Raw genomic sequence first — 24,663 nt, forward strand, 5'->3', positions numbered from 1 at the left:
ATGAATCCATGGACGCCTTCATGGTGATCGCAGATCCGACCCGGCGCCGGATCATCGACACCCTTCGTGAAGGGGCAGCCGATGTCACGACATTGATCGAGCGGCTCGACCTTTCACAGTCCCTGGTGTCCAAGCACCTCGGCGTCCTACGCGACGCCGGCACGGTGCGAGTGGAGGTCGCCGGAAAACATCGCGTCTACCACTTGGCCGAAGATCCCCTGCCCGCCGTGCTGGCGTGGGTGACGCCCTATCACCGCAAGTGGGCCAATGCGCTCGACCGCCTGACATTTCTCATCGACAGCGATGACGACAAGGAAGAAGATGACCGTGACCAATCCCCTGGCCGCTACCCTCGCCCCCTGCGATGACCACGAGGGCAAGTGGGTTCTCGCCATGTCCCGCGACTTGCACCACCCGCCGGAGAAGGTCTGGCGCTGGCTCGTCGACCCCGACAAACTGCGCCAGTGGTCACCCGCCGTACCCGATCGTCCACTGGATTCCGTGGGGGCCGCGCACGTTCAGGAAACCTCGGCCGATCCGGTGCTCGACGGCGAAGTACTCACCGTCGATCCACCGCGCGAGCTCATCCACCGCTGGGGTCCCGACGACACTCTGCGCTGGCGAATCGAACCCACGGAAACCGGATGCCGACTCACCCTGGAGCATTCGATGTCCGATCGCGGCAATGCCTCCGGAAACGCCGGCGGTTGGCATATCTGCCTGGACACGCTCACCCTCGCCGTTGACGGGAAACCGCGTGGCCGAGTGGTCAGCATGGGCGCCATGGAACACGACTGGCAACGCCTCAACGACGGGTACGCGGCGATACTCGGCTGAACTCTCACAAAATTTGCCCGCCCACAGCCGGGCAACCAGGGGCCAGCCAGTTAATTTGACTACGCAAAGCTACCTAAAATCGCAGATCAGCGCCAACTACACGTGTAGTGGCAAATTTGCGCCGATTGCCCGTTTTGACCGTTCAGGCTATGGCGAAAAAGCTTTGCCCTTTCTACTCTCAGGCCACCGCATTCGGCATCGGCGCCGAATGTTGCCACGGGAGGGCTTGGTATGGCTGCGCAGCATTCTGTTTTGGGGAAACGTCGCTCACTCAAGCGCTCGATAGCGACTGCTGCCGCGGTGGCGGCGACATGCACCGTCCTGGCACCAGTCGCAATAGAGTCGCGAACCATCGCCTCGACGCTCGTGTCCTATGTCATCGGAGTCGGCGGCCGTGGTGATGGCCCGAGTGCGAACATTCCCGCCAAGCTCGGTGGCCTCGACGGCTTCTACAACTCGTCCTCCGATACGTACGTCCCCGTCGCATATCCGGGGACGATGTGGCCCGTCGACAGTCTGCAAGACAAGACCTTTCGCCAATCTGTCACGGAAGGGCACACCGCACTTGCTCAAGAAATCGCAACGCATCCAGGGGAGAAGGTCATCGTTGGCTATTCACTCGGTGCTGTAGTCGTCAACGAGTCACGCAAGGACCTCGGAAAGCAGTACGGGCCTGAGGGAAACCCGGACATCAAATTCGTCCTGATCTCTAACGCTTACAAGCCCAACGGGGGCATTCTGGCCCGCCTCCCAGGTATCTGGATTCCGTTCATGGACATCTACTCGACCGAGCCTGCGAAACCAGGCATCTTCACTACGACGGACGTCACCAACGAGTACGACACCATCGGCGACTTCCCCGCATACTTCAATCCGCTCGCCGTCGCCAATGCCCTTGTGGCATTTCCGTATACACATCCTGACCAGTTCTACGACAACACCGATCTGAACAAGTACGACAACGCCGACGCCATTCCGGATAAAACCCAGACGGAAGGCAACAAGACCACGTTCCACTACGAAGATGGCACGACCAAGACCGTTATCGCCAACGCGAACGGCTCCACATCCACCTACTACGTGGTGCATACCGAACACCTCCCGCTGCTGCAGCCGCTGCGCGCTCTCACCAATCCGATAGGCGCCTCCTTCGTGCTCGATGCCATCGAACCCACCCTGCGGGTGTTCATCGACATGGCCTACGACCGCGAGACCAGCCCGGGCACCGTAAAACCGTTCAGCCTCTTCACCCCAACTAAGAACATCATCGACGCATTCAAGAAGCTCCCCGGCGCCATCGAGGAAGGCGCCGAGAACTTCCAGAACGGACTGACCGGCTCGGCTCCCAAGCAACCCGCACCGGCCGACAAGCCCGCCAATCCCCCTGCGGACCCAGCGAAGGCCACGCCACCCGCAGCCCAGAAACCCGCACCCGAGGCCCCCAAGGCGCCGGTCCTCACCCTCACCACATCCGAGCCGACCACTCCCCCGGCGCCGACCAAAGTCCCCGATCCCACCGCCATCGCAGTCAGCGCCACCACACGGACGACGCCGGAAATCGTGAACGCCACCCCCGCCGTAACCGGTACGGCCTCCGCGCCGACGACCGAGGCGAAGCCTGAAACCAAGCCGGAAGCAAAGGCCGATGAGAAGCCCGATCAAAAGCCCACGCTGACGTCCGTCAAGGACACCGACAAACCGACGAACACCACAAAGCCCACCCTGCGACTTCCAAAACTTCCTGCGTCACAGTCCGGGACGACCCCGAAGAACCCGAAACTCCCGTCAATCAGAGACAGCCTCAAGTCGATTCCGGGCCTGGGTATCAGCAAGACACCCAGCACCACCACCACTGGTGGCACCGACACAAACACCGGCCCGAACACGAGCACCAACAAGGGAACAGGTGACACCGGAAACGCCAGTGACTCCGGATCCCCCAGCCACGCCAACCCGAGTGACCACTCCAACTCGGGCGATCACTCGAACTCCGGCGGCGGCCGCTCAGCGAGCAACGCGGCCTAGTGCCACCCGCACGGCATCAGCGGCGTCATCGGTCGCGATCGGAAACCGTCCGGTGGTGCGGTTCGAGCGTCAGCGGCCTGGGATCCTGCCGCGGAGGCTCGGCACAGGCACCGAGAGCCACCGCACAAATCAGCCAGATCACAACCCCCGCGTTCCGCACCGGGGCAAGTCAAACATCACCCCTCGGGATAGAAGAGGAAAAGCACGCAGCCCTGCTCAGACTGGGGAATGTGCCAAGACGCCGCGGGTGCATGCAGGAAGGTGCCCGCGGGGTAATCGTTGACCCCGTCATTGAGCACCCCGGAGACGACGTACACCTCCTCCGGCCCGGGGCGATGGTGGTCCTCTCCCACCCATACCGCTCCGGGCGCGATGGTCGTGATCAGCGCTTTCGCACCATTCTCACCCTCCCAGAGCGGTTGAATGGTCACCCCCGGAAAGAGTTCGATCGGCTCGACATCGGCAGCCGATTTCCACGCGTATCCCGGCGCATTGGGACCGAACTGAGCAGGATCACCCTGGAGCGTCGTCATGTGCGGAGCAACCCGATCCGGCCGTCTGGGCATTCCTCGTGTGGGCCGCCGACCATTCGTCGCCTAGACTGGGTGTATGCCAGCCAAGACCGAACCGGCCGCCGACGAAGAATTCGAGCCGCTGGCCGACGAGACTGCACATCAGGCGCAGCGCGTCGTCGCCGCCTACGCCAACGATGCCGATGAATGCCGCATGCTGCTCGCGATGCTGGGTATCGGGCCAACCAAGGTCGACGCGTAGCAGATACGTTTCCATTTAGGAATCAATGAAGCCTCGATCGGATGAACGATCGCCGGTAGAGGCTATTGCCGGCACCTCCGACTTCGTCGTCGTCGCCAATCGCCTCCCGATCGACCTAGTGAAGCTGCCCGACGGCTCCAATAGCTGGAAGCGCAGCCCCGGTGGGCTCGTCACCGCGATGGAGCCGCTGCTACGCAAGCGCCGCGGCGCCTGGGTGGGCTGGCCCGGGGTCCCCGACACCGACGTCGAGCCGGTCTCAGAGGACGACATGGTCCTCTACTCGGTGCGCCTCTCCACCGAAGAAGTCGCCGAGTACTACGAAGGCTTCTCCAACGCCACCCTGTGGCCGCTTTATCACGATGTGATCGTCAAACCGGAATATCACCGCGAGTGGTGGCAGACCTACGTCGACGTCAACCGCAAGTTCGCGGAGGCAACCGCGGCAGTCGCAGCGGAGGGCGCCACAATCTGGGTGCAGGACTATCAGCTCCAGCTGGTGCCCAAGATGCTTCGCATGCTGCGCCCCGATCTGACCATCGGCTTCTTTCTACATATCCCCTTCCCGCCCGTCGAGCTGTTCATGCAGATGCCGTGGCGCACCGAGATCGTCGACGGCCTACTGGGCGCCGACCTCATCGGATTCCATCTGGCCGGCGGTGCCCAGAACTTCATGTACTTAGCGCGAAGATTGGTGGGCGCCAGCACATCTCGCGCCTCCATCGGTGTGCGCTCGCGGTTCGGCGAGATCCGAGTGGGCTTCCGCACGGTGAAAGTGGGCGCATTTCCCATCTCCATCGACTCGACGCAGCTCGACAATGTGTCCCGCAGCAAGCAGATACGCCAGCGCGCCAAGGAGATTCGCGCCGAGCTCGGTGGACCGCGCAAGATCCTGCTGGGCGTGGACAGGCTCGACTACACCAAGGGCATCGATATTCGACTGCACGCCTACGAGGAACTACTCGCCGAGGGCAGAGCCAGCAGCCGGGACACGGTATTCGTCCAGCTCGCCACCCCCAGTCGCGAACGCGTCGAGAGCTACAAGAAGATGCGCGGCGATGTGGAACAGCAGGTGGGTCACATCAACGGAGAGTTCGGCGAAGTCGGACATCCGGTGGTGCATTACCTGCATCGACCGGTGCCGCGCGAGGATCTCATTGCATTCTTCGTCGCCGCCGATGTCATGTTGGTGACACCCCTGCGTGACGGTATGAACCTGGTGGCCAAGGAGTACGTCGCCTGCCGCAGCGATCTGGGCGGCTCGCTGATCCTCTCCGAATTCACAGGCGCCGCAGCGGAATTACGCCAGGCATACCTGGTCAATCCGCACGATATCGACGGCGTGAAGGACGGTATCGAGTCTGCGCTCAACCAGGCCCCGGAGGAAGGGCGGCGCCGGATGCGGGCGCTACGCCGCCAGGTACTCGCTCACGACGTGGATCGGTGGGCGCGCGCATTTCTCGAGGCGCTGGCGACTCCCGCCACCGGTGACTCGATCGCACCGGAGCAGCCCGCGGTATTGGGCGGCGAGCCTCTCTAGAGTGGCGTGATGTAGGCGATCAACCACTTGTCGCCGACACGCTCATAGTTCACCTGAATCGACGACGAGTCGTACACCGGAGTGCGCGACTGGTCGGTGATGGTGCGGTTCATGTACACCACCACCTGCGCCGAGTCTCTATGTGCGGCAATGATTCCGGTACCTACGATGCTTGTCTGGCTGACGATCTTGCGCTGTTTGGCCTGCGGGATGATCTCCCTGTTGGCCTTGTCTTGGAACTCGCGCCGGTACTCAGGAGTCAGCCCCGCGTACTGTTGGTCGAGACTGCGTTCGACGGTCTGGTAGTCGTATCCGAAGATACTTCCAACCTGCTTGCCGGCCTGCTTGATCAGTGTTTCACCGGCGGCCCGACTGGCCTTCGTGTCGACCCTGTGCCAGTACATTCCGCCTGCGACGGCCGACAACCCGATCACGGCGAGCACCACGGTCGCGACGAATACTCTTGTCAACCAGCGCATCAGCTCTGCCCGTCCGGCCACCGCAGGTCATACGCCGTCATGTTGCCCTGCTGATCCTCGGCGACGATCATCCGCATGCGGTACGACTTGGAGGGCTCGTTGACCCCCGAGTCGGCGTTGGTGAGGGTCACGCGCGCGGAGATGAGTATCGAGGCCTTCTTGCTCACCTCGTCGACAGTCTCCAGGCTCGCCTTCTTGATCACCACCTCCGAGCTGGACCCGGTTTGGTGGTACAGCGCTTTGAGATTGGCAGTGTTGTCGGGGTTGAACGTGCCCCGCAACGGTCCGCTGGTGCTGTTAACGAACTGGTCGACATTCTTGTCAATGCTGTCCTGGCCGTAAGTCATCATGTTCGTCACCGTCTGCACGGCGGTGTCTACGAACCGCTGATCGCGCGCGGCCTGAAGGTCATCGCGATGCTGAGCGCGGCCCATGAGCGCTACCGCCACCCCTAAGGCACCGATGAGCACTACCGCGGCCACCGCCGCGACCCGGGCCACCGCGCGCGCGTTACCGGTACGCCGTGAAGCCGCAACGGAGGGCTCGGGTTTCGACCGGGCCTCGGTGCGGCCCAACGAAACACTGATGGGCTCGGCACCGATCTCACCCGTCGGGCCGGCAGGTCGAGCCGCCCGGCGCCGGGTCACCGATGATGAGCCACTTGCGCGAAGACCATCAGGCTGCGGTGGCTCCGTCATATCTTCTTGGGTCATATCTTCTTGGGTCATACCGGCTTCGGCCCCAACATCAGATCCGCCCACGTCTCCGCCTCACTGCCACGGTCCAGCGCGGGCGCATAGACGCTTGGCTGATTATTGCCGTCGAGAAAGACGCCGCTCTTCGGATCATAGGCACGGGCGACCATCGGCTCCGATTTCGCTGCCACCGGCGTCGCATCGCCCGCCACCTGCGGCGGTGCCGGTGCCGGCGGCGGCAGCAGTGTCGGTGTACCCGGGTCCGGCTCGGCATCCGGCGGGATGTTCGGGAACTTATTGGGCGGCAGGATGTTCCGAGGATCCTCCACCGGGGTGCCGTACGGTACCGGCGGGCCACGCCACGGGTTAGTGCCGATCGGCACGTATCCGCGCGGATCGCGGCACAGCTGAATGGTCGGTGCCCGCTTACCGGGGAATTCCTGGCACGGGTAGTTCCTGGCACCGCGCACCGCGCTCGGATCGTTCTGTGCGGTCTTGCAGTACATGTCGTTGGGCAGTTCGCGCAGCGTCTCATCGGCCGGGGTGCGCATCAGCGGCGGCGGCACGAAACCGGTCAGGCACGGCGGCGGATCACCCAGGTTCAGCCGGAAGTCCAACTTCGCGCCCTCGTCCATCGGCGCACCACCCGCCACGGTCAACAGCGCCGAGAACAGCGCCGGGAGAATCACCAGTGACTGCTCGATCGACTTGTTGTAGATAACGCCGACACGACCCAAATTGGCCAGGCTCGCCGCGAGGACCGGGAACGACGGACGGATACCCGCGAACAGTTCGGAGGCTTGCTCGGCAGCGCCCGGCGCCACCTTGAGGAACTGCCGCAGCTGCGGATCGGCCTTGACGAAATGATCAGTCAACGCCGCCAGACTGGACACGCCACCGCGGATGTTGTCACCGCTGCGGATCTGGGCGTCCAGCAGCGGCCCCACCTGATCGATCAATTTGGTGGTGCTGTCGTAGTTGGTGTTGGCCTCTTGGATCAGCAGCCGTGATGAATCGATCAGCCGGGAAAGCTCCTGACCGGATCCGTTGAACGCCTTGAATGCCTCGGCCAGCACCTCGCGCAGCCGGGTATCGGCCACGGTGTTCACCAGGCCGTCCGCCTGACGCAACAAGGTGGAGACGTCGGTGGGAATGGAGGTGCGGTCGGTACCGATGACATCGCCGTGACGGAGACTCCCGGCCGCACCCGTGGGAGGCGGGGTCAGATCCACGTACTGCTCACCGATGGCGGACACGCTCTTGACAGCGGCCAGGACATTGCCCGGCACCTTCACATTGTCGTTGAGCCGCATGTTGGCGGTAACGCCCTCAGGAGTCAGCTCAACGTTGGTCACGCGGCCGATCTGCACACCGCGGTAGGTGACGTTCGCGTTCTCGTACAAGCCGCCCGTCGCGACGAATTTTGCCTTTACCTCGTGATTGCCGATACCGAGGGCCGACGGCAACCGCAGATAGAAGATGGCCATCAGGGCCACGCTGATCACCGTTACCACGGCGAAGATCACCAACTGCGTCTTGATCAGTTTCTCCATCAGCGACCACCTCCCTGCGGAGCGGCCGGTGCAGGCAAATCGAACGGGCTGGTCTCCTTGCCGTTCAGGTTGGCCATCGATCCGATCAGCCATTCCGGCGGGTTCACAACGTCGTTGAAATGCTGCATGTTCGGATCGAAGAACGATGTGGTGAAAAGCGTTTCACCCAGGCGCCGTGCGGTCAGATCGAACGTCACGAACACGTTGAGATAGTCGCCGCGCACCGCGTTCCTCAGGTACTTGGTGCTGAACGGGAACGTGGGCAGCAGGTCGAGGGAGTCGATCAATACGTCGCGGTTCTCTGCCAATGCCCGAACCACCGGGTACAGCCCCTTGAGATCGGCGACGAGATCTTCTTTTGCGGTCCGGAGCACCCGGTCGGTGACCTTCGCGAGGTTTCCTACCGAACGGAACGCCTCCACGATATTGGCGCGGTTCTCGTTGAGCACCTTCAGCGCGGGCTCGATCGAATCGATTGCACGCCCAAGGCTTTCCTTGTGCTCAGCCAGGACTCGCGAGAACTTGTCGATGCCCTCGATCGCCGAAACGATGTCACCGCGCTGAGCGTTCAGCGAGGAGATCAGCGTGGCAAGCTTGGGCAGCACCTGGGTCAGGTTCCCGGTGCGCCCCTTGAACATGTTGTAGGCCTCGTCCGTGATGTCTTGTATCGCACCGAGATTGCCCTTGTTCACCACGACGGACAATGCAGACAGCACCTCTTCGGTGCTGGGGTACTTACCGGTCCGACTCAGCGGAATGGTCGCGCCACCCTTCAACCGCCCCTCCGCGGGCTCCGCAGTGGGGGCGGCCAGCTCGATGTGCTGCGAGCCGAGAAGACTGGTCTGGGCGACCTTCGCAACAGCATTGGCCGGCAGCTGGACTTGCGGGCCCAATGCCACCTTGACCGCCGCATACCAAGACCCATCGGGTTTTTGGGCGGCATCGATACCGGAGACACTGCCCACAGTGACGTCGTCCACCATGACCGGGGAGTTCTGCGGCAACGTGGTGACATCGGGTAGTTCGACGGTGATCGTGTAGGAGTGTGAGCCGTGTCCTGCAGTTCCCGGAAGAGTCAGCGAGTTGAGCCCATTGAACTGACATCCGCTCGCGACTACGGCGACACCAACACTGAGCGCCATGCCACGCAATATGTTTCGGCTCATCGTGGCGCTCCCGGAATCATGGGCGTTGCCTGATCCGCCGCTGGAGCTGCGGGGAATCCCGGTGGCACCGGCCCCGGCTCAGCGGGACGCAGTTCTGTACCGGGAGGCGGCGGTGCGTTGACCTCATCGGGCCCGAGCATCAGTGCGCTGAGGTCCTGGGGTGACGGCTTGGGCGGCGGCGGCGCGCCGTTGGGGCGAACCCAGACCAGGTCCTCACGCGGCGCCTCGGACTTCGCTTCGGTCTCGGGGGTGTCGTAGATGATCTGTCCCTTGTACGCCGAGATCTGGTTGATCGGGTGCAGCAGGATCGGGGCGTAGTTGAAGGTCGCGCGGCGCAGCACGGGACCCATCCGTTCACGGCAGATCTCGGCCCGCTTCAGATACTCGGTCTTGGTACCTGTTTCGAACACACCACCGCAGATGAACTGAACCGGATTGGCCAGGTTCGGAATCGAGAGCATTCCGTTCAACGTGCCGGCTGCCGGGTTGTAGATGTTGTAGAAGTTGGCGAGGCCGTTCGGTGCGACGTGGAGGATCTGCTCGACGTCGTCGCTCTGGTCGGAGAAGATCTTCACGAAATCGCTCAGTTTGTTCACCGAGTCAATGAGCGCGGAGTTGGTGTCTCCCAGGAAACCTCGCACATCGGTGAGTGCCTGGTTGAGCGCGCCAAGGGTGGGACCGAGGTTCTCGGTGCTGGCCGCCAGCACCTTGGAGACCGACGCCAGATGGGTGCTGAACTGTACGACTTGCTCGTTGGAGTTCGCCAATGCATCTACCAGCACCTGAAGGTTCTTGATGGTGCCGAACAGATCCGTGCGCGAGTCCCCCAGCCGCCCGGCCGCTTGTGAGAGCTCACGGACCGAATTGCGGAACGAGTCACCGTTGCCGTCGAAAGTGCTGGCCGCCTGGTTGATGAAATCGCTTACCGGACCTTTAGATTCGCCTTGTGGCCCCAAGCTATCGCTGAGCTTGGCCAGTTCGGTCTTGACCTCGTCCCACTCGATCGGGACCGCGGTCTTATCCAGCCCCAACGACGCCCCGTCGCCCAGCGCCGGCCCCTCGGTGTAGGCAGGGGTCAGCTGAACAAACCTGGCACTCACCAGGTTCGGGGCCATGATGATCGCTTGAGCCCCCTGAGGCACCTTGAACTCGTCGGGGATCTCCATGGTGACCTTCACGTCACCTTCACGCGGCTCGACGGCGCTAATGCGCCCGGCCTTCACGCCGAGAATCCGAACATCATCGCCCGGGTACAGCGCGATGGCAGAGGTGAAGTGACCGACGAGTTTGTGCGTCCCGCGGCTGGGCCACACCCAATACAGCAGGCCGCCCACCAGAGCGACGGCAAGCATCGCGAAGGCGCTCCGCTTGAGCCAAGTCTTTGATGCTGTCATGGCGATTTCGGCCTCATCACTTGGCGTTCACCGATCAGACCGTTCAGGTAGTCCGAGAGGCTGGCAGGCAGCTTGCCGGGCTGGAAGTAGGTGTCGAACATGACGGCGGTCAGCGTGGCGGGCGGGAAGCCGTAAACGTTGACGTGGAAGCCCGGTCCAGAGGACACAACCTCACCAAGGGCTGTGCCGTATCCGGGTAGGCGTTTGAGTGCCTCGCTGATGTGCGCCTTCCGCTGGAGCAGATCGTCCAGCACCACGCCCAGCTTCTCCATGGTGGGCCGAAACTCTTGGCGGTTATCGGCCACGAATCCGCTGATCTGCTGCGAGAGTCCCTGGACTCGGTTGATCAGCTCACTGATGGCCAGACGTCGCTCATCGAGCGCGGCGAACAGTTGATTGCCGTCGGTGACAAGCTTGTTCACCTGCCCGGCACGTTCGGACAGGATCCCACTGACCGATTTGGCGCGCGCCAATAGTTGTTCGAGCGCGGCATCGCGGGCGTTCAGCGTGCGCGACAGGGAAGCGACACCGTCCAGAGCGCCACGCAATTGCGGTGTGGCATCACGCATCGCGTCGGTAAGGACCTGCAGCGACTGGTCCAGCTGCGCCTTGTCTATCCCCTCAGCGGCTCCGCCCAGGTCGCTCAGCGCGGTGTTGAGCGTGTACGGAGTCGTGGTGCGACCAAGCGGGATCTCGGTGATGCGACCCGACCCAAGCGGGGTGACCGAAACCGATTTCTCGCCCAGCACGGTGCTGGTCCTGATCGCGGCCAGTGACTGGTCGCCGAGATGGATGGAACGATCCACCGTGAAGGTCACACGAACCTTGTTGCCCGTCAAGGACACATTCTTAACTTGACCCACCTTGATGCCCGAGACGAAGACGTTGCCGCCCGCCTCGATGCCTCCGGAGTCCGCGAAATACCCGGTGTACTCCCTGCCTTGCGGCCAGAAGGGCAGGCCCGTGTAGCCGAAGGCGACGAGCACCACCATCGTCACCGCGGCGATACCGAAGATGCCGGTCCGTACCGGATCTTTCTCCCCTATGTCACTCATTCTTGAAGGAACACCTGCCCTTCGATGGGTCGGGCGGTCCACCAAACGGGATCAACCAATCGGTTCCGACGGGTCCGTTGACCTTGATCCGGATGGAGCAGTAAAAGATGTTGAAGAAGGATCCGTAGGCGCCAAGAGCGTTGAGCCGCAGGTAGTTCTCGGCCAAGTTCTCGACGACGACGTTGATATCGGCCTTACGCTCGTCCATCCGGGTGGCCAGCTGGCGCGTTTGTTCGATGGTGCCCTTGATATACGGGCGGGTGTCCTTGAGCACCGATTCCAGCGATGAGGCCGTCGAAGCAAGCGGCGGCAAGGCGCCGGCAATCACGTCGCGTTGTTGTGCCAAGCCGGAGACCAGCTGCTGCAGCTGATCGACGCTCGATGAGAACTGGCTGCTCTTCGAATCGAGGGTGGCAAGCACTTCGTTCAAATGGTTGATCACATCGCCGATCAGCTGATCGCGTTCGGCCAGTCCTGAGGTGAATGAGGAGGTGTCGCCCAGCAATTGGGAAAGCGTCCCACCCTGGCCCTGCAGGATCTGAATGAACGCGTTGCTGATCTCGTTGACCTTCGCGGCGTCGAATCCCTTGACCACCGGCCGAAGTCCGCCGAGTAGCGCATCCAGATCGAGGGCGGGCTGGGTGTGCTCCTTGTCGAGCGTTCCGCCGTCGGGCAGCTTGCGCAGCTCTCCAGGACCTGAGGAGATCTCCAGATACCGGTCGCCGACCAGGTTCTCGTACCTGATGATCGCCCGGCTAGAGCTGTAGAGCTGGTATTTCGAATCGACGTCGAAGGTGACGTCGACATTGTTGTCCCGGCTGAGAGACACATCCTTGACGCGCCCCACCGGGACGCCGGCAATGCGGACCTTCTGCCCGGATCTCAAATCGGATGCCGTGGTGAAGATTGCGTGATAGCGCTTGCCCGCACCGAACCGAAACTCACCGAAGGTGATGATCAGACCCGCCGCCACCAGCAGCATGACCACGGTGAAGACGATGACCTTGACCTGTGTGCTTCTGTTGCTCATTTAGAACTCACTTCGCTTCGCGAAGGAGCCGTTGTAGAGGTACTGCAGGGTGTCGGGAGCGTTGACTTGCAGTTCTTCCACCGGCTTGTACGGGATGTAGGCGTTATCGGTCACCAGGAAGGGCGATCGGTACCAGGAACCGTTCTGCGCCTTCGTCGGAATATTCGGTAGGCCACGGCAATTGGGTCCGCCTGAGCCGTTCACGATGGGCAGGCTGTCCGGATACGTGTATACCGGCGCACCCAACGGAAAACTGTTGCTCAGGAACAGACCTGGCCGAACGCCGCCGATCAGCGGTGTGAAGGTCACCAGCGCTTTGGAGATCGCCTGCAGCGTGCAGGGAATTTCCGGCGAGTACCTGCCGAGCAGTGTGGTGGGGGCCCGTAACCGCTGCAGCGCCGCCGTGAGGTCTTTCTCTGCGGGGGCAAGGGTTTCGTATCCGTTATTGCCCAACCCGATGGCGGCCAGCAGCGTCTGCTTGAGGTCCTGCTGCTGGTCGACGATCGTGCGGCTCAGGGTAGGCACATTGTCGAGGATGCGCACGATGTCCTGCGCGGAGTCGCCGTAGATCTGTCCCACCTGCGCGGCCTTCTGGAAATCTTGCTGCAGCACAGGAAGTTTCGGATTCAGCTGATCCAGGTATTGATCGAGCTCAACAAGGCCCTGCCCGAAGTTGTCCCCGTTCCCGCGCAATCCTTCACCGACGGCGGTCAGGGTGGCGTTGAGGTTGACCGGGTCGATCTTGCCGAGCAATCGGGCGAGGTTCTCGAACACGGTGTTGACTTCGAGGGCCACCGACTCGGCGGTCACCGTCGCACCCGGTCGCAGCGATGAATCCGAAGGCTGTTGCGGAGCGAGGAATTCCACCGACTTGGCGCCGAACACCGTGGTACCCGCGATGCGGACAGTGGCGTTCGACGGAATCAACCTGAGGTCTTTGGTGTTGACGGCGAGTTCCAGCTTCGCCTGCTCGTTGGCATAGGTGATCGACTTGACCTTGCCGATCTGCAGGCCATGGAACTTGACCTTGCCGCCCTCCTCCATCACCAGACCGGCCCGCGGCGAGACGACGGTGATGGACTTGGTATCCGAAAAGGCGTCGTTGTAAGCGAAATAGGTCAGCGCGGTGAACCCCACCAGCAGCGCAGCCAACACCGTGCCGGCAAGCCGGACGGATCGACGCGATGAGTCTGCGGATGACATCTGGTCCCTAGCCCGAAAGGTTGAAGTGGCCGGACCCGCCGTACACGGCGAGCGAGATGAACAGGGTGACGAGCACGACCACGATGAGAGAGGTACGTACGGCCTGACCGACAGCAACGCCCACACCGACCGGTCCGCCGGAGGCGTTGAATCCGTAGTTGGTGTGCACCAGCATCACCACCACCGACATGACGATCGCCTGCAGGAATGACCACAGCAGGTCGGTGGGTACCAGGAAGGTGTTGAAGTAGTGGTCGTACACACCCGGAGACTGGCCGTTGATCACCACTGTGGTCGCGCGGGACGCGAAGAACGCCGCCAGCACCGACAGCGAATACAGCGGAACGATGGCGATTAGCCCGGCTACCAAGCGGGTGGACACCAGATACGAAATCGCATGCACCGCCATGGTTTCCAGCGCATCGATCTCTTCGGCAACCCGCATGGCACCGAGCTGGGCGGTCGTTCCGGCACCGATCGTCGCCGCCATCGCGATACCTGCCACCACCGGCGCGATGATGCGCACGTTGAGGAAGGCCGATAGGAAGCCGGTGAGCGCCTCGATACCGATGTTGCCGAGTGAGGAGTAGCCCTGCACCGCGATAACGCCACCGGAGGCCAGCGTCAGGAACACCGCGACGCCCACGGTGCCGCCGATCATCACCAGGGCGCCCGTGCCCATGGTGATCTCGGCAAGCACCCGGATGGTTTCCTTGCGGTACTTCGTCAACGCCGCGGGGATGTAGCTCAGGGACTCCGCATAGAAGAGAGCCTGCGCACCGAACTTGTCGAATGAGCGCCCCAGACCACGCATATACCGAACGGTATAGGAGGTAAGCGTGTGCGTCGAAAGATACGGTCCGGCCACTAGATAGTCGCCTCTTTGCGCAAGTCGCTCATCAGCGAACTTGCTTCTTCGCGCAAGTCGCTCATCAGTGCTTCACCAGGACCCGGACGCCGATGGCCGTCATGACCACATTGATGACGAACAAACAAATAAAGGAGTAGACGACGGTCTCGTTGACCGCATCGCCCACGCCCTTAGGCCCACCCTTGACGGTAAGTCCGCGATAACAGCCGACAAGACCGGCGAAGACGCCGAACAGGAACGCCTTTACCTCCGAGATCATCAGCTCGCCCAGACCGGTGAGCACCGTCAGGCCGTTGATGAAGGCTCCCGGGTTGACGCCCTGCAGAAAGACCGAGAACACATAGCCGCCGACCATGCCGATGGCACACACCAGGCCGTTCAGCAGCAGTGCGACGAACGTCGACGCCAGCACCCGCGGCACCACGAGCCGCTGGATCGGATCGATGCCCAGCACCTGCATCGCGTCGATCTCCTCGCGGATGGTGCGGGCACCCAGGTCGGCGCAGATCGCCGTGGCACCGGCGCCCGCGACGACGAGCACCGTCACCACCGGGCCAAGCTGCGTCACGGTGCCGAAGGCCGTGGCCGCACCGGACAGGTCTGCGGCACCGATCTCGCGCAGCAGGATGTTGAGCGTGAAGGCGACCAGCACGGTGAAGGGGATGGCGACTAAAAGCGTCGGCACCAACGAGACCCGTGCGATGAACCATGTCTGGTCCAGGAACTCCTGCCCCTGGAACGGGCGGCGGAACATGTTCCGAAACGTGGCCAACGACATGGAGACGAAGCCGCCGACGGCACGCGCTGGCGCCGCGAGCTGCTGCTTCAACCTTTGCTCCTGTCTCACACATCGCTGCCTCGCCCGACAACTCGGTTAACGATCGACGTGTACCTACCACGCTGTGAGGCGCATCATATTAACGAGAAAAAATTCTTAGTGTCAATTCATCTATGGGCGGGCAAATCGCACACCGCGTCCACTTTGCGCTGGGATTTTGATGCGATATCTAGAACTGGTTCTATTCCGGATCGCACCGCCACCCTCATCGTTCCTTAATCTTCGACCATCAGTGCGGTCGCCGAAAATGTCCTCTTGGGATCATGTCCAGCAAAGAAATCAGCCAGGGCCGAATTGAGTGCCGACGGATCCCATGCGTCCGACTCTGCGGTGAACTTCGCTTCCACTGTAGGCGCAGCCAGCAGCGTCACGGTCGGCCCGTACACGATGAACAGCTGACCGTTCACGGCTTCGGCGGCGGGCGAGGCGAGGTACCGCACCAGGGACACCACATGCTCGGGTGACAACGGGTCGACAGAACCCTCCGGTGCCTCACCGAAGACGTCGGCGGTCATCGCCGTACGGGCACGCGGGGCGATGGCATTGGCGCGCACTCCGGAGCGGCCGAGGGCACGCGCCGCCGACAACGTCAGCGCGGTGATACCCGCCTTGGCGGCGCCGTAGTTGGCCTGACCCTCCGGCCCCAACAGGCCTGCCTCCGAAGACGTATTAATTAGGCGTCCGTATACGGGGGCGCCCGCGGCCTTCGCTGCATTGCGCCAGTAGGTGGCCGCGTTACGGGTCAGCAGGAAGTGGCCACGAAGGTGCACACGGATAACGGCGTCGAACTCCTCGTCCGACATGTTGAAGAGCATCCGGTCACGGGTGATACCCGCGTTGTTGACCACAACATGCACTCCACCAAGTGATTCGGCGGTGGAGATCAGCTCGTCGGCCGTGGTGCGCTCACCGATATCGCCCGCGACGGTCACTCCCTTGGATCCCACCGCCGCGATCTCGTCGAGCACATCGCTCTTCTCTAGGGCGGGCGCGATGTCGTTGACGACGACCGTCGCTCCGGACCGGGCCAGACCGATCGCCTCGGCGCGGCCGAGACCAGCGGCCGCTCCGGTGACAATGGCGACCCGACCACTTAGATCGGCATCAGCAATCGCGCTCATAGATATATCCCTTCAGTCCATGCTTTCCGGACGCACCCGACCACGCCGGCTCCGTTCGTTCGAACTCAACGGACCGGGTGGTTTACGAATGCCTCTAGTCTTTGCGAATCAATGCGGCGCGCGGGCACTCCGCGATCGCCTGCTCGACCAAATCTTCCTGATCGGCCGGTACTTCCTCCTGCAGGATGACGACATAGTCGTCGTCATCGACGTCGAATACCTCCGGAGCGATCCCAAGGCATACCAAGTTGCCTTCACACCGGTCAGGAACTGCACCGACACGCATAGGAAACCTCCTCATTGGGGCATTCCGACGCTTTCCGACTCTCCGAGCCGACGCCATCGTTCAAACTGGGCTGTATCGCCAGACTACGACACGTGACCGTCGACACAACCCCCGTGACGCCAGGATCGCTGGGCAGGGTTTGTGCAGTGAAGTCGCGTCTGGACTCCCTAGACTAGAACGTGTTACAAATCTTGTGTCAACGTGGGTCACACCTGAGAGCCACGGCAGCGGAGGTCACACATGCACATCGCTTACACGCCCGAGCAGGAAGAGCTGCGCCGCGAACTGCGCGCGTACTTCGACAAACTGCTGACCCCGGAGCGTCGCGAGGCCCTCGCGTCGAATCAAGGTGAGTACGGCAGCGGAAACGTCTACCGCGAGACCGTTGAGCAGATGGGCGCCGATGGCTGGCTGGCCCTGGGCTGGCCCAAGGAGTTTGGCGGCCAAGGCCGTTCGGTGATGGATCAGCTGATCTTCACCGATGAGGCCGCCGTCGCCGGTGCCCCGGTGCCGTTCCTGACGATCAACAGCGTCGCGCCGACCATCATGCACTTCGGCAGCGAAGAGCAGAAGAAGTTCTTCCTGCCCAAGATCGCTGCGGGACAGCTGCACTTCTCCATCGGTTACTCCGAGCCTGGCGCGGGCACCGACCTCGCCTCACTGCGTACATCGGCGGTCCGCGACGGTGACGACTACGTCATCAACGGCCAGAAGATGTGGACCAGCCTCATCGAGTACGCCGACTACATCTGGCTGGCGGTGCGTACCAACACCGAAGTGAAGAAGCACCGCGGTATCTCGATGCTCATCGTGCCCACTACCGCCGAGGGCTTCTCGTACACCAAGGTGCGCACCATGGCCGGACCCGGCACCAGCGCCACCTACTACCAGGATGTGCGCGTACCGGCGACGAGCCGGGTTGGTGAGGAGAACGCGGGCTGGAAGCTGGTGACCAACCAGCTGAACCACGAGCGTGTCGCACTGGTGTCGTCGGCACCAATCGTCACCGCGCTGCGCGAGGTCCGCGAGTGGGCCCAGAACACCAAGGGCCCGGGGGGCCGAATCATCGATTCGGAATGGGTTCAGCTGAACCTGGCCAAGGTGCATGCCAAGGTCGAATACCTCAAGCTCATCAACTGGGAACTCGCGTCCACCACCGCCGCCCCCTCCCCCGCCGACGCCTCGGCTACCAAGGTCTTCGGTACCGAACTTGCCACCGAGGCCTACCGCCTTCTCATGGAGGTTCTCGGAACGGCCGCAACGCTCCGTCAGGGCTCCCCGGGCGCGCAGCTGCGCGGCCGCGTCGAGCGGATGCACCGGGCCTGCTTGATCCTCACATTCGGCGGTGGCACCAATGAGGTTCAGCGCGACATCATCGCGATGACCGCACTCGGCCAGCCTGCCGCGACACGCTAGCTCTTACAAACTAGAAGGGCTCCACACACTATGGATTTCTCCCTTACCGAGGCACAGACCGACCTCGCCGGCCTGACTCGCACCATCGCGTCGGCGGTTAGTACGCCGGAGCGGCAGAAGGAACTCGACAAGCAGGACAGCCGGTTTGACTGGCAGCTCTGGGCCAAGCTCGCCGAGGCGGACATCCTGTCCACCGCGGCCCCCGAGCCTGTGGGCGGTGGCGGTTTCGGTGTTCTGGAGCAGTCGTCGATTCTTGTCGAACTGGGCCGCGAACTGGCTGCCGTGCCGTACCTGGAGTCGGTGGTGCTGGCTGCAGGCGCACTCGCCGCCTTCGGGTCCGAGGCGCTACAGAATGATTGGGCCGCACCGGCTGTCGCCGGCAAGAAAGTACTGACGATCGCGCTCGACGGCGAGCCGGGCGAGGGCCCGGTGGCCGCGCGTACCGAGGGCGCAGGCTACGTCCTGACCGGCAATCGCACCTTGGTGCCGTTTGGGGTGGAGGCCGATGCTTATCTGGTGTCCGCCGAGACCGAGACCGGTACCGCGGTCTTTCTTGTGGCCGCCGACGACGCCGGCGTCACCCAGGAGACCCTGGACACCACCGGTAAGGACAGCTCCGCGGAACTCATCCTGTCCGAGGTCCCCGTCTCGGCCGATCGCAGGGTCGGCGGAGAGGCAGTGGTTACGTGGCTGCGACAGCGGGAGTCCTTGGGCCACAGCGCTTACCAGCTCGGCGTGCTGGAGCGGGCCCTGGAGCTGACAGCCGACTACGCGCGTACCCGCGAGCAGTTCGGTAAGCCGATCGGTGGCTTCCAGGCGGTGGCACAGCGACTGGCCGACGGGTACATCGACGTCAAGGGGCTGCGACTGACCTTGTGGCAGGCCGCATGGCGGGTGTCCGAGGACCTGCCCGCCGATGTCGACGTTGCGACGGCGAAGTTCTGGGCTTCCGATGCCGGGCACCGTGTCGCGCACACCGCGGTACATGTACACGGCGGTGTCGGCATCGACGAAGACCATCCGATACATCGCTACTTCCTGGCCGCGAAGCACGGCGAGTTCGCCTCTGGTAGCGCGACGGAGCAGCTGCGCCGCATCGGGCGTGAGCTCGCCGACACCCCTGCCTAGTATTCCAGTGGTGAGCCTTCCCCCGGGGGACCCAGAAACGACGGTCACTCAGCTGCTGTTGGGCTTGGCCGATGTCGAGGACCGGGGGTTGCACTTCGAGGGTTCGTTCACGTCGTGGCGTGATCATGTGGCCGAAAGCCGCCGTCTCGCATCCGTACTGCGTGCACGTCTGGATCCGGAGAAGCCGCCGCATATCGCTGTCCTGCTGGAGAACACCCCGACCTTCTCGTATCTGTTGGGCGCCGCCGCACTCGGCGGCCTGGTGTTGGTGGGGCTCAATCCCACCCGGCGCGGCACGGCACTGCAGCGGGATGTTGACCTGGCCGACTGTCAATTGATACTCACCGACTCCGCGAGCTCGGACCTGCTGGACGGCGTCGACTACGTCGATATCGATTCCCTCGCTACAGAATTCCGGGCATCCACGGCGCCCTTGGAGATCCCTGATGTGCTCCCGGGTGATCTGTTCATGCTCATCTTCACCTCGGGCACCAGCGGCGATCCCAAGGCCGTCCAGATCACGCACTCCAAGGTGGCCTCCGCGGGAATCATGCTGTCCTCGCGGTTCGGCCTCGGTCCCGCAGACGTCTGCTATCTGTCGATGCCGATGTTCCACTCCAATGCGGTACTCGCGGGCTGGTCGGTAGCGGTCGCGGCGGGCGCGTCGATTACTTTGCGACGCAGGTTCTCCGCATCCGGCTTCCTCGATGATGTGCGCAAATACGGTGCAACGTATGCCAACTACGTCGGCAAGCCGATGTCGTATGTGCTGGCGACACCGGAACAGCCCGACGACGCCGAAAACACTCTAAAGATCATGTACGGCAACGAGGCGGCATCCGGAGATACCGACCGATTCGCCAAGCGGTTCGGCGCATTTGTCGTCGACGGATTCGGATCGACCGAGGGCGGGGTGGCCCTCGGTTGGGCACCCGGCACTCCGAGCGGCGCGATCGGGCCACTCACGCCAGACGTCCAGATTCTTGACATCAACAACGGAAAATCCTGCCCCCCTGCGATTTTCGATGACAGCGGCAAGTTGATGAATGCCGCCGAGGCGACCGGCGAGCTGGTGAACGTTACGGGGCCCGGGCGGTTCACCGGCTACTACAAGAATCCCGAAGCCGACGCCGAGCGCATGGTCGACGGCAAGTACCGCAGCGGTGACCTGGCGTATGCCGATGAGAACGGCTACGTGTATTTCGCCGGACGACTGGGCGATTGGTTGCGTGTCGATGGCGAGAACCTGGGCACCGCTCCTATCGAGCGGGTGCTCCTGCGCCATCCCGGCATCACCGAGGTCGCCGTCTACGGCATACCGGATCCGACCGTCGGGGATCAGGTGATGGCGGCGCTTGTCGTCGATTCGGATTTCAACCCTGGCTCGCTCGGTGAATTCCTAGCCGCCCAAGAGGATCTCGGGCCCAAGCAATGGCCGTCTTATGTGCGAGTTGCCGAGTCACTGCCACGAACCGCGACCTTCAAGGTGATCAAACGACAGCTGTCCGCCCAGGCGCTGGAGACCGGCGATCGGCTATGGCACCGCGACGGGACGGCGTACGTCCGCAGCTAGCCGCGGATCTGATTCAGCCTGTCGACCGTGCTCTCGAAACCGGACACCAGATCGGCCACGATCTCGGCGGCGGGCCGGATCTCGTTCATCCGCCCGACGATCTGCCCTGCCGGGAAGCAGACCGTTTCCGGGTCGTGCGCGCGGTTCATCCGTTCATGCGCCTCGCTCACCAGAATGTTCTGCAGCGGCATCGGCAGCGGGGTCGGCGCGTCCTCGGCGTCCCAGGCCTGCGTCCATTTGGTCTTCAGCAGCCGCGCGGGCTTACCGGTGTAGATGCGGGTGCGCACGGTGTCACTGGAGGTCGCCTTGAGCAGCGCCTGCTGCACCACCGAATCCCCGCCCGACGTAACAGTTCCCAGGTCGTACTCGGCCGCGGTCAACCAGATCGACCCGGTCCACACCCCGGAGGCGCCCAACGCCAGGGCCGCCGCAGCCTGCCTGCCGCTACCGATACCGCCGGCCGCCAGCACTGGGGCGCTGCCGTCGAGCGCATCCACGATCTCCGGCCACAGCACCATGGATGCCACGTCGCCGGTGTGTCCACCGGCCTCATACCCCTGGGCCACCACGATATCCACGCCGTTCTCGACATGCCGCTTGGCGTGTTCGGCCTTGCCCGCCAACGCCGCCACCGGCACGCCATGCTCATGGGCCTGGTCGATGACATCTTTCGGCGGCGAGCCCAACGCGTTGGCGATCAGCTTGATGGGGTGCTTGAGCGCGACCTCCACATGTGATCGGGCCACCGAATGCAGCCAGCCAAGCACACCGGCCGACTCGCGTTCACCCGGCAGCGGCGGCACACCCAGATCGGCGAGCGTCTTCTGGACGAAGTCCTTGTGCCCCTGCGGGATCAGCTTTTCGATATCGACCGCGGAACCCTCAGTGGGCACCTTGGCCGGCATCACGATGTCGACGCCATACGGCTTACCGTCGGTGTTCTCGTCCATCCAGCTCAGCACGGCGTCAAGCTCGTCTGGGTCGTTGAAGCGGACACAGCCGAGCACGCCCATGCCTCCCGCGCGGGTAATTGCGGCGGCAACCTTCTCCGACGGCGTGAAACCGAATATGGGGTAACGGATCCCAAACCGTTCACAGAGGTCGGTGTGCATGACTCAGGCCCCGGTGTTGACGTGTTTGGTGTTGACCAGGTCTACCTTCTCGGTCTCCGAGACTTCCTTCGCCCAGCGGTAGTCGGCCTTGCCCGCGGGGTTCCGCTTAACCGTGTCCACGATCCACACGCTGCGCGGCACCTTGTATCCGGCGATCTCCTTGCGCGCGTGCGCATCCAGACCCTCAAAAGTGAGTTCCACGCCGTCCCGGACAGAGACGACCGCGCCTACGTGCTGGCCCCACTTCTCGTCCGGAACACCGACGACAATCGCGTCGAATACCGCGGGGTGGCCCTTGAGAACGCTCTCGACCTCTTCGGGGAACACCTTCTCGCCACCGGTGTTGATGGAGACGGACCCGCGGCCGAGCATCGTGACGGTGCCGTCGGCCTCGACGGTCGCCCAGTCACCCGGAATCGCGTACCGGACCCCATTGAATGTCTTGAATGTCTCGGCGGTCTTCTTCTCATCCTTGAGGTATCCGACCGGGATGTGGCCGCTCTTGGCGATAAGGCCCCGCACCCCTGAGCCTGGTTCGATCGGGTTGCCTTCCTCGTCGAGAACCGTTGTGGTGGAGCTGATCTTGACCGTCGGGCCGCCAGGATGCATCTGCCCCTTCGCCACGCTGCTCAGGCCGCCGGTGCCCGTCTCCGAGGAACCGATGGCATCGGTGATCATCCGGTTGGGCAGCAGCTCAAGGTAGCGCTCCTTGACCGTCTGCGAGAAGAGCGCGGCGCTGCTGGCCAGCACCCACAGCGAGGACAGATCACGCGCCCGGCCCTTATCGGTGTCCAGCGCATCGATGAGCGGGCGGGCGATGGCATCCCCGGCGAAGAACAGCATGTTGACCTTGTTCTTCTCGATGGTGTCCCACACACCGTCGGGATCGAATTCCGGTGCCAGCACCGTGGTCCGGCCGCTGAACAAGGCCATGAAGGTGGCGGCCTGAGTGGCGCCGTGGATCATCGGCGGGATCGGGAACCCGATGAACGGCGCGGCCTCGGCACCCTGCTTGGCCAGATCCCATTCACCCTCGACAACCTCCCCGGTGACGTAGTTGATACCGCCGAACAGGGATCGGTAGATGTCCTCGTGCCGCCACATCACGCCCTTGGGGAAGCCGGTGGTGCCGCCGGTGTAAATGAGGAAGATGTCATCGGGGCTGCGCTCGCCGAAGTCACGCTCCGGGGAGCCCTGGGCGAGCGCGTCGGCGAACGCGACCCCGCCATAGGACGCGGAGTCGCCCTCGGTCCCGTCTTCCACAACGACCGCCGTCTTGACGTTCGGCGTGCTCGGCAGCACGTTGGCGACCTTGTCGCTGTACCGCCGCTCGTGCACCAACGCGACCATGTCGGAGTTCTCGAAGAGGTAATGCAGCTCGGACTCGACGTAGCGATAGTTGACGTTGACCGAGATCGCGCGGATCTTCACAAGCGCAACGAGCGCGACGACGATCTCGATACCGTTTCGGCAGTACAAGCCAACCTTGTCGCCGGGGCCGACACCCTGGCTCTGCAGGAAATGACCTAGACGGTTGGCCTGCTCCTCAAGCTCGGCGTATGTCAGCTTCCGATCGCCAGAAATGATGGCGACACGATCGGGCATAGTGTCGATTGCATGCTCGGTGAGGTCGGCAATGTTAAGGGCCATGTCCATAAATTAGAACGTGTTACATTTTTTGGCAAGCACTGTTAGACAAGCCCCGCCCCCGTTCAGGGGCATCCTGGTGGAGGAAAACCATGACTGAGACAGCGACCGCACAGGACGCCCCACACGCCCTCGTCGAGCTTCGCGACCACGTGCTGATCGTGACGATGAACCGTCCGCACGCGCGCAATGCCCTCTCGGGCGAAATGTTGGAGATCATGACGCAGGCCTGGGACCGCGTCGATAACGATCCCGATGTTCGCGTCTGCATCCTGACCGGCGCGGGCGGGTACTTCTGCGCTGGCGCCGACCTCAAGGCCATGAACAAGCGCGCCCCCGGTGACCAGTTCGCCGACGGCAGCTACGACCCCTCGGTCATCCCCGGACTACTCAAGGGGCGGCGCCTTACCAAGCCTCTGATTGCGGCGGTGGAGGGCCCCGCGATCGCCGGTGGCACCGAGATCCTGCAGGCCACCGATATCCGTGTCGCGGGTGAGAGCGCCAAGTTCGGCGTCTCCGAGGTGAAGTGGAGCCTGTACCCGATGGGCGGGTCGGCAGTGCGCCTTCCCCGACAGATCCCGTACACCGTGGCCGCCGACATTCTGCTCACCGGACGTCACATCAAGGCCCCGGAGGCCAAGGAGATCGGGCTCATCGGACATGTGGTTCCCGATGGTCAGGCGCTGGAGAAGGCCCTGGAGCTCGCGGCGATGATCGCCGCGAATGGACCTGTCGCGGTACAGGCCGTGCTCAAGACGATCCGCGATTCGGAGGGCCTGCACGAGAACGAGGCATTCAAGGCGGACACCAAGGTCGGCATCGGCGTCTTCACCAGTAACGACGCCAAGGAAGGTCCACGCGCCTTTGCCGAGAAGCGCGCCCCCAACTTCACCGGGACATAAGACACCACGCATAGTGTGGGC

The 24,663-nt window shown here is 63.1% G+C and carries 24 protein-coding genes; 9 read left to right on the forward strand and 15 right to left on the reverse strand.

The features are described from left to right. Positions 1–8: 8 nt before the first annotated feature. From AB0H22_RS05060 to AB0H22_RS05070, 3 genes are all read left to right on the forward strand, one after another. Positions 9–368, forward strand: coding sequence for a metalloregulator ArsR/SmtB family transcription factor (locus tag AB0H22_RS05060; RefSeq protein WP_180748970.1), 360 nt, complete (start codon positions 9–11; stop codon positions 366–368). Positions 369–393: 25 nt separating this feature from the next. Further along, positions 394–837 (forward strand): SRPBCC family protein, encoded by a 444-nt coding sequence (locus AB0H22_RS05065; protein ID WP_180749743.1) that lies wholly within the window; start codon positions 394–396, stop codon positions 835–837. Positions 838–1,068: 231 nt separating this feature from the next. Further along, positions 1,069–2,862, forward strand: coding sequence for a PE-PPE domain-containing protein (locus AB0H22_RS05070; protein WP_358145168.1), 1,794 nt, complete (start codon positions 1,069–1,071; stop codon positions 2,860–2,862). Between the two features lie 176 nt (positions 2,863–3,038). Here the strand turns inward: AB0H22_RS05070 and AB0H22_RS05075 are convergent, their stop codons facing one another. After that, positions 3,039–3,395 carry a cupin domain-containing protein gene (locus tag AB0H22_RS05075; protein ID WP_180748972.1) on the reverse strand — a complete coding sequence of 119 codons (357 nt, stop codon included), beginning with the start codon at positions 3,393–3,395 and terminating at the stop codon, positions 3,039–3,041. Between the two features lie 76 nt (positions 3,396–3,471). Here AB0H22_RS05075 and AB0H22_RS05080 point away from each other — a divergent pair, with 76 nt between their 5' ends. Together AB0H22_RS05080 and AB0H22_RS05085 are read left to right on the forward strand one after the other, a co-directional pair. After that, on the forward strand, positions 3,472–3,636 hold the full coding sequence (locus AB0H22_RS05080) for a hypothetical protein (RefSeq protein ID WP_180748973.1): 165 nt from the start codon (positions 3,472–3,474) through the stop codon (positions 3,634–3,636). Positions 3,637–3,661: 25 nt separating this feature from the next. Further along, positions 3,662–5,173 (forward strand): trehalose-6-phosphate synthase, encoded by a 1,512-nt coding sequence (locus AB0H22_RS05085; protein WP_180748974.1) that lies wholly within the window; start codon positions 3,662–3,664, stop codon positions 5,171–5,173. Here the strand turns inward: AB0H22_RS05085 and AB0H22_RS05090 are convergent. The 12 genes from AB0H22_RS05090 to AB0H22_RS05145 all read right to left on the reverse strand — a co-directional run bounded on the left by AB0H22_RS05090 (position 5,170) and on the right by AB0H22_RS05145 (position 16,864). Then, on the reverse strand, positions 5,170–5,673 hold the full coding sequence (locus tag AB0H22_RS05090; RefSeq protein WP_180748975.1) for a mammalian cell entry protein: 504 nt from the start codon (positions 5,671–5,673) through the stop codon (positions 5,170–5,172). The genes AB0H22_RS05085 and AB0H22_RS05090 overlap by 4 nt on opposite strands. After that, positions 5,652–6,365 (reverse strand): mammalian cell entry protein, encoded by a 714-nt coding sequence (locus AB0H22_RS05095; protein ID WP_358145171.1) that lies wholly within the window; start codon positions 6,363–6,365, stop codon positions 5,652–5,654. The genes AB0H22_RS05090 and AB0H22_RS05095 overlap by 22 nt, the downstream gene beginning before the upstream one ends. Before the next feature lie 11 nt (positions 6,366–6,376). After that, entirely contained in the window at positions 6,377–7,900 is a 1,524-nt protein-coding gene (locus tag AB0H22_RS05100; protein ID WP_180748977.1) for an MCE family protein, read from the reverse strand. After that, entirely contained in the window at positions 7,900–9,066 is a 1,167-nt protein-coding gene (locus AB0H22_RS05105) for an MCE family protein (RefSeq protein ID WP_180748978.1), read from the reverse strand. The genes AB0H22_RS05100 and AB0H22_RS05105 overlap by 1 nt, the downstream gene beginning before the upstream one ends. Further along, entirely contained in the window at positions 9,063–10,460 is a 1,398-nt protein-coding gene (locus AB0H22_RS05110; RefSeq protein WP_180748979.1) for an MCE family protein, read from the reverse strand. The genes AB0H22_RS05105 and AB0H22_RS05110 overlap by 4 nt, the downstream gene beginning before the upstream one ends. Further along, positions 10,457–11,515 carry an MCE family protein gene (locus AB0H22_RS05115; RefSeq protein WP_358145174.1) on the reverse strand — a complete coding sequence of 353 codons (1,059 nt, stop codon included), beginning with the start codon at positions 11,513–11,515 and terminating at the stop codon, positions 10,457–10,459. Before AB0H22_RS05115 ends, AB0H22_RS05110 begins: the two co-directional genes overlap by 4 nt. Further along, the gene (locus tag AB0H22_RS05120; protein ID WP_358145176.1) at positions 11,508–12,545 is read right to left on the reverse strand and encodes an MCE family protein; all 1,038 of its coding nucleotides are present in this window, start codon (positions 12,543–12,545) and stop codon (positions 11,508–11,510) included. The genes AB0H22_RS05115 and AB0H22_RS05120 overlap by 8 nt, the downstream gene beginning before the upstream one ends. Then, positions 12,546–13,748 carry an MCE family protein gene (locus AB0H22_RS05125; protein ID WP_358145178.1) on the reverse strand — a complete coding sequence of 401 codons (1,203 nt, stop codon included), beginning with the start codon at positions 13,746–13,748 and terminating at the stop codon, positions 12,546–12,548. 7 nt (positions 13,749–13,755) lie between these two features. Next, the gene (locus tag AB0H22_RS05130; protein ID WP_180748983.1) at positions 13,756–14,562 is read right to left on the reverse strand and encodes an ABC transporter permease; all 807 of its coding nucleotides are present in this window, start codon (positions 14,560–14,562) and stop codon (positions 13,756–13,758) included. Between the two features lie 118 nt (positions 14,563–14,680). Continuing rightward, on the reverse strand, positions 14,681–15,448 hold the full coding sequence (locus AB0H22_RS05135; protein ID WP_180748984.1) for an ABC transporter permease: 768 nt from the start codon (positions 15,446–15,448) through the stop codon (positions 14,681–14,683). Positions 15,449–15,672: 224 nt separating this feature from the next. Next, positions 15,673–16,578, reverse strand: coding sequence for a 3-oxoacyl-ACP reductase (locus tag AB0H22_RS05140; protein ID WP_180748985.1), 906 nt, complete (start codon positions 16,576–16,578; stop codon positions 15,673–15,675). 94 nt (positions 16,579–16,672) lie between these two features. Continuing rightward, positions 16,673–16,864, reverse strand: coding sequence for a ferredoxin (locus AB0H22_RS05145; RefSeq protein WP_180748986.1), 192 nt, complete (start codon positions 16,862–16,864; stop codon positions 16,673–16,675). Positions 16,865–17,104: 240 nt separating this feature from the next. On the opposite strand from AB0H22_RS05145, the gene AB0H22_RS05150 reads away from it, so the two are divergent. Genes AB0H22_RS05150 through AB0H22_RS05160 form a run of 3 tightly spaced genes read left to right on the forward strand, consistent with a single transcriptional unit; the run spans position 17,105 to position 20,981 of the window. Then, a complete protein-coding gene (locus AB0H22_RS05150; protein WP_180748987.1) occupies positions 17,105–18,280 on the forward strand; it encodes an acyl-CoA dehydrogenase family protein in 1,176 nt (391 codons plus the stop codon). A 30-nt stretch (positions 18,281–18,310) separates the two neighbouring features. After that, positions 18,311–19,408, forward strand: coding sequence for an acyl-CoA dehydrogenase family protein (locus AB0H22_RS05155; RefSeq protein WP_180748988.1), 1,098 nt, complete (start codon positions 18,311–18,313; stop codon positions 19,406–19,408). Positions 19,409–19,418: 10 nt separating this feature from the next. After that, a complete protein-coding gene (locus tag AB0H22_RS05160; RefSeq protein WP_358145181.1) occupies positions 19,419–20,981 on the forward strand; it encodes a long-chain-fatty-acid--CoA ligase in 1,563 nt (520 codons plus the stop codon). On the opposite strand, the gene AB0H22_RS05165 is transcribed toward AB0H22_RS05160, so the two are convergent. Further along, positions 20,978–22,093 carry a nitronate monooxygenase family protein gene (locus AB0H22_RS05165; protein ID WP_180748990.1) on the reverse strand — a complete coding sequence of 372 codons (1,116 nt, stop codon included), beginning with the start codon at positions 22,091–22,093 and terminating at the stop codon, positions 20,978–20,980. The two genes, AB0H22_RS05160 and AB0H22_RS05165, sit on opposite strands and share 4 nt — an antisense overlap. Positions 22,094–22,096: 3 nt before the next feature. Beyond that, the gene (locus AB0H22_RS05170) at positions 22,097–23,749 is read right to left on the reverse strand and encodes an acyl-CoA synthetase (protein WP_180748991.1); all 1,653 of its coding nucleotides are present in this window, start codon (positions 23,747–23,749) and stop codon (positions 22,097–22,099) included. Positions 23,750–23,832: 83 nt separating this feature from the next. Here AB0H22_RS05170 and AB0H22_RS05175 point away from each other — a divergent pair, with 83 nt between their 5' ends. Then, positions 23,833–24,642 carry a crotonase/enoyl-CoA hydratase family protein gene (locus AB0H22_RS05175; protein WP_358145184.1) on the forward strand — a complete coding sequence of 270 codons (810 nt, stop codon included), beginning with the start codon at positions 23,833–23,835 and terminating at the stop codon, positions 24,640–24,642. The last annotated feature ends 21 nt before the right edge of the window (positions 24,643–24,663 follow it).

It is taken from the genome of Mycobacterium sp. NPDC050853, assembly GCF_040653875.1.
Taxonomy (GTDB): Bacteria; Actinomycetota; Actinomycetes; order Mycobacteriales; family Mycobacteriaceae; genus Mycobacterium.

Bases quoted from the DNA above. Each gene is read 5' to 3' on its own strand.
- AB0H22_RS05060 (WP_180748970.1), top strand. From the start codon at position 9: ATGGACGCCTTCATGGTGATCGCAGATCCGACCCGGCGCCGGATCATC.
- AB0H22_RS05065 (WP_180749743.1), top strand. From the start codon at position 394: ATGTCCCGCGACTTGCACCACCCGCCGGAGAAGGTCTGGCGCTGGCTC.
- AB0H22_RS05070 (WP_358145168.1), top strand. From the start codon at position 1,069: ATGGCTGCGCAGCATTCTGTTTTGGGGAAACGTCGCTCACTCAAGCGC.
- AB0H22_RS05075 (WP_180748972.1), bottom strand. From the start codon at position 3,395: ATGACGACGCTCCAGGGTGATCCTGCTCAGTTCGGTCCCAATGCGCCG.
- AB0H22_RS05080 (WP_180748973.1), top strand. From the start codon at position 3,472: ATGCCAGCCAAGACCGAACCGGCCGCCGACGAAGAATTCGAGCCGCTG.
- AB0H22_RS05085 (WP_180748974.1), top strand. From the start codon at position 3,662: ATGAAGCCTCGATCGGATGAACGATCGCCGGTAGAGGCTATTGCCGGC.
- AB0H22_RS05095 (WP_358145171.1), bottom strand. From the start codon at position 6,365: ATGACCCAAGAAGATATGACGGAGCCACCGCAGCCTGATGGTCTTCGC.
- AB0H22_RS05100 (WP_180748977.1), bottom strand. From the start codon at position 7,900: ATGGAGAAACTGATCAAGACGCAGTTGGTGATCTTCGCCGTGGTAACG.
- AB0H22_RS05105 (WP_180748978.1), bottom strand. From the start codon at position 9,066: ATGAGCCGAAACATATTGCGTGGCATGGCGCTCAGTGTTGGTGTCGCC.
- AB0H22_RS05110 (WP_180748979.1), bottom strand. From the start codon at position 10,460: ATGACAGCATCAAAGACTTGGCTCAAGCGGAGCGCCTTCGCGATGCTT.
- AB0H22_RS05115 (WP_358145174.1), bottom strand. From the start codon at position 11,515: ATGAGTGACATAGGGGAGAAAGATCCGGTACGGACCGGCATCTTCGGT.
- AB0H22_RS05120 (WP_358145176.1), bottom strand. From the start codon at position 12,545: ATGAGCAACAGAAGCACACAGGTCAAGGTCATCGTCTTCACCGTGGTC.
- AB0H22_RS05125 (WP_358145178.1), bottom strand. From the start codon at position 13,748: ATGTCATCCGCAGACTCATCGCGTCGATCCGTCCGGCTTGCCGGCACG.
- AB0H22_RS05130 (WP_180748983.1), bottom strand. From the start codon at position 14,562: ATGCGTGGTCTGGGGCGCTCATTCGACAAGTTCGGTGCGCAGGCTCTC.
- AB0H22_RS05140 (WP_180748985.1), bottom strand. From the start codon at position 16,578: ATGAGCGCGATTGCTGATGCCGATCTAAGTGGTCGGGTCGCCATTGTC.
- AB0H22_RS05145 (WP_180748986.1), bottom strand. From the start codon at position 16,864: ATGCGTGTCGGTGCAGTTCCTGACCGGTGTGAAGGCAACTTGGTATGC.
- AB0H22_RS05150 (WP_180748987.1), top strand. From the start codon at position 17,105: ATGCACATCGCTTACACGCCCGAGCAGGAAGAGCTGCGCCGCGAACTG.
- AB0H22_RS05155 (WP_180748988.1), top strand. From the start codon at position 18,311: ATGGATTTCTCCCTTACCGAGGCACAGACCGACCTCGCCGGCCTGACT.
- AB0H22_RS05165 (WP_180748990.1), bottom strand. From the start codon at position 22,093: ATGCACACCGACCTCTGTGAACGGTTTGGGATCCGTTACCCCATATTC.
- AB0H22_RS05170 (WP_180748991.1), bottom strand. From the start codon at position 23,749: ATGGACATGGCCCTTAACATTGCCGACCTCACCGAGCATGCAATCGAC.
- AB0H22_RS05175 (WP_358145184.1), top strand. From the start codon at position 23,833: ATGACTGAGACAGCGACCGCACAGGACGCCCCACACGCCCTCGTCGAG.